The sequence below is a fragment of the Clostridium sp. genome (assembly GCF_030532265.1).
Taxonomy (GTDB): Bacteria; Bacillota; Clostridia; order Clostridiales; family Clostridiaceae; genus Clostridium.
Map to the genome: position 1 here is coordinate 1 of NZ_JAUNLM010000094.1, position 4,485 is coordinate 4,485.

The 4,485-nt window shown below is 25.3% G+C and carries 3 protein-coding genes; all 3 read right to left on the reverse strand.

Translation table 11 applies throughout. The annotated features are described in order from the left end of the window. A partial coding sequence (locus tag Q4E08_RS11585; RefSeq protein ID WP_303131109.1) for an MMPL family transporter occupies positions 1-2,934 on the reverse strand: 2,934 nt, incomplete at its 3' end. Between the two features lie 362 nt (positions 2,935-3,296). Continuing rightward, positions 3,297-3,449, reverse strand: coding sequence for a zinc-ribbon domain-containing protein (locus tag Q4E08_RS11590; RefSeq protein ID WP_303131111.1), 153 nt, complete (start codon positions 3,447-3,449; stop codon positions 3,297-3,299). A gap of 172 nt (positions 3,450-3,621) precedes the next feature. Then, the coding region (locus Q4E08_RS11595; RefSeq protein WP_303131112.1) for an ABC transporter ATP-binding protein at positions 3,622-4,485 on the reverse strand (864 nt) is incomplete at its 5' end.

Genomic DNA, 4,485 nt, shown 5'->3' on the forward strand with positions numbered 1-4,485 from the left:
TTGATTAAATCTTGTCATTATAAATATAGAATAATCTATACCAAGTGCCATTAAAACTACAAATCCAAAAAATGATGTTATCCATGATATACCTGGATATCCCATTATTTTTTCAACAACAAACTGAATTATACTTATTGAGGTAAAATAAGTTAATATAAGTGATGCCATTAAATATATTGGCATTACTAATGATCTTAAAATTATAACTAATGCTATAGATACCCCAATTATTACAAAAATTAATGCTTTATCATAATCTTTTTGTGCCATCATCTTAGTTTCATAAGTCGTACTTGCTATTCCACCAACTCCAATATTTGCATTTTCAAGATGTGTTCCTTTTACACTATCTTTAACTACATTTTCAAGAATTGGGATTTCTAAAACAGCATCATTTGAATATGGATTTTTAGTTGTTATTACATTAATAACTGCAAGGTTTCCATCTTCACTCATATATTGATTTAATGATTGTTTAAATTTACTATTACTAAATATCTCTACTGGAACACAAATTCCTGAAAGATTATATGAAAGATTAGACCAATCATTAATAAATCCATTTGCATATCTAAGTCCATTTTGAATTTCTTGAATACCATTTGAACCAGTTTTTAATCCATCTGATAATTCATTTATTTGTGAACTAAATTCTTTAAATCCATTTTCAATCTGTTCTTGTCCAGCTGCTATTTTAGTTAATGCATCTGATATTTCAGGTACTTTTCCTGATATTTCTTGCCCTCCTTTTAGTGATTTTGAAAGTCCTGAATCTAATGCAGTTAACCCATTTTCAACCTTCTCTATTCCTGAATTAAAATTATTTAAATCTTTCATTATTTCAGTTTTTTTACTATTTAATTCATTTAAACAATTGTTTAAATACTTAATGTCTCCATTTAAATCTTTTACTTTATTTAATAAATCATCATTTACTTTTCCTTGAATATTATTTGCATTACCATCTAAACTATCTAAATCACCTTTAAATTTTTGAAAATTTTTATCTTTTTTAGCTTCAGGGTGTGTTTTTAAATATTCATTTAAATTATCTTTTACTGATGATATAGCATCTTTTATTTCTCTACTATCAACATTTACTAAATCTTTATCATTAATTAAATTATTAAATTTGCTTACTTTATTTAATATTTCACTTGCCTTACCTGTTATATCATTATAAGCATTTTCAATTTCTACTTTACTAAACTTTAAACTATCTAATTTATTTTTTGCACTATCTACTCCATCTTTAAGTTCTGTTGCACCGTTATGCTCCAAATTAATACTATCTACTAACTCATTTAATGCTTTTTGAAGTTCATCTACACCTTTTTTAGTTTTAAGTGTACCATCTTGCAATCTTTCTGTTCCTTCCTCTGCCCCTTTAAGCTTTGGCTTTGAACTATTTATTTTATTTCCTGCTTTATTTAGTCCATCTTTAATCTCATTTAATCCACCGTTTGCCTTATTTACTCCTTTATATACATCCCCAGCTTGATTATTAACATATATTTCATCAAGTCTAGTTCCTGTTGGTCTTGTAACACTTAGTACTGAAGTAATACCCTTATTTGAATTTTCTATATCATTTGATATTTTTTCTATTAAAGCAATATATTCTGGCTTTTTCATATTATCATCATTTTCAATATAAATTGATACAGGTGATGCTTTACCTATTCCAAAATCATCAGCTACAATATTAAATCCTTCTTTAGCTGAATACGTATCTCCTATCTCATTTAAATTATTAAAAGATTCATTCCAATTATTAAATAATATTGGTATAACAGTTATTACTAATATAACTATTAAAGTTGGCATTGGCTTACTAAAAGCAAAATTTCCAAGTTTACCCCATAATTTATTTTCTTCAACTGAAATTTTCTTTTTAACAGGCCAAAATATATTTTTACCTAAAATAATCATAACTGATGGAAATATAGTAAATAATGCAATTATTAAAAATACTATTCCAATTGCAACTGCTACAGCACTTCTATAAAGATTAAATTCAATAAAATTAAGTGATGCAAAAACTACAAATACAGGTATAGCACTTGATAATACAGTTTTTCCTGCTGTTTTATATGTAATTTTTACAGCTTCATATTTATTTTTACCCTGAGCTATTTCTGATTTAAATCTATTTAAAAGCAATATAGAGTAATCTGTTCCTATTCCAAACATAATACATATCATAAATATTTGTGTATAATTTGAAAGTGGAAAATTATATTTATTAGCTAATATTGCAACAATAGATTGAGCAACTAAATAACTTATTCCTACTGTTAATAAAGGAATAAATGGCGTAACTATTGACCTAAATAATAATATAAGAACAATAAATATAAATACTACTGTTATATTTTGAGTTTTATTAAGCCCACTTTGAGCTGCTAAATTAACATCTGATTCTATTAACTTTTCTCCTGTAAGATATGTAGAAACTCCAGGCGTATTTAACTTACTATCTATAGCATTTTTTATTTCTTTTGTTTGAGCACCTTTAGGGTCTATTGTTATTAATGCCATTATAGTTTTATCATTATCTGATACTAACTGTGATTTTAATTCTGGTGTATCAAAGCTATTTACTATACTTTTTATATAAATACTATCTTTATCACGCTTTAAAGTTTCAATAGTATTTTTAATATTTTCTTTATCAACTTCATTTATGCCATTATTTGAATGAAAAATAGCTATATAACTATCATTACTATTAAACTTATCATTATTTTTTAATATACTTGAAATTTTTGAAGAATAATCGTTAGGTAATTGAATTCCCCCTTTAGCAGTAACTAACTTAGTTAGTGATGGAGAATTAAATACTAAAACTAATGCTATTACACACCATAAAATTAATATTGCAAAACTAAAAACCTTATCTAAACTTCTCTTACTGTTCCCCTCTTTCATACATCATCCACCTTTTCTCTTTAATGCATTAGTTATATAAAAAAATATACCACTTTATATTACTTTTTCAAAAATAAAAAGAACCATTTAACATAGTTCTTTTAAAAAATAATTTATAATTTAATTATTTTGTATATACATTATTAATATAGTTTAGAATAAAAACTTTATTTTTTTAATTTTAACAATTATAAAATACCATTTATATATATTTTTTCCTTTTATTTATTAAATTAAAAATAAAATAAATAATTAATATCAAAATTTATAAGAGTATTTTAGTTTAATGTAAATTTATTATTATATTTCCTTTAAACTAAAAAAAGCTGTAGTTTAAACTACAGCTTTATAACAATCTAAAATTATCTTCTATTTTGTTCTTTTTTAGCTCTTCTACAAGCTGGACATCTTACTGGCTCATTAGTGAATCCTTTTTCTTTGTAGAATTCTTGTTCTCCTACTGAAAATACGAATTCTTCGCCACAATCTCTACATTTTATTACTTTATCTGTCATAATAAATCCTCCTAAATTAAAAGATTCAAATTGATAATAACCTCTAATTAATTTAAGAGAAATTATATACCCAAGAGAAACTTTTCTTGTTGTTAGCATTTTTGCTACTCATTAATAATAACACAGTATTGTATATATAACAACCTTTATTTTTATTATTTATAATTTAAACCTATTTATTTGCAAATTGGCTATTATAAAGTTTTTCATAAAATCCTTTTTTTGACATTAGTTCTTCATGATTTCCTTGTTCTATAATATTCCCATCATTAATAACTAATATTAAATCTGCATTACGTATTGTAGACAATCTATGCGCAATAACAAAACTTGTTCTACCTTTCATTATATTTTGCATAGCTTTTTGAAGTAAAAGTTCAAGTCTTGTGTCTACTGAACTTGTAGCTTCATCTAATATAAGTATTGCTGGATCCTTTATTATAGCTCTTGCAATAGTTAAAAGTTGTTTTTCACCTTGAGATATATTTGATGCTTCTTCATTTAAAAACATATTGTATCCGTCAGGTAAAGTTTTAATAAAGTGATGTACATTTGCAATTTTACAAGCATTCACTATATCTTCTTTAGTTGCTCCAAACCTACCATACTCAATATTATCATATATTGTTCCATTAAAAAGCCATGTATCTTGAAGAACCATTCCAAATATTGAACGTAAATCTTTACGTTTCATATCTCTAATATCAACACCATCTATTTTTATTGACCCACCATTAACATCATAAAATCTCATAAGTAAATTTATTAAAGTTGTCTTTCCAGCTCCAGTTGGACCTACTATTGCAACCATTTGCCCACTCTTTACTTTAGCATTTAAATCTTTTATTAAAATTTTATCTTCGCTATATCCAAACTTAACATGCTCAAAAGTAACATCTCCACGTAAATTTTTAATTTTTGTAGAGTTTACAAGGTCAGGTGTTTCTTCTTTTTCATCTAATATTTCAAGTACACGGTCTACAGCTGCAAAAGCTGATTGTATACTTGAAGATAATTGAGTTATTTGTGAAAGTGG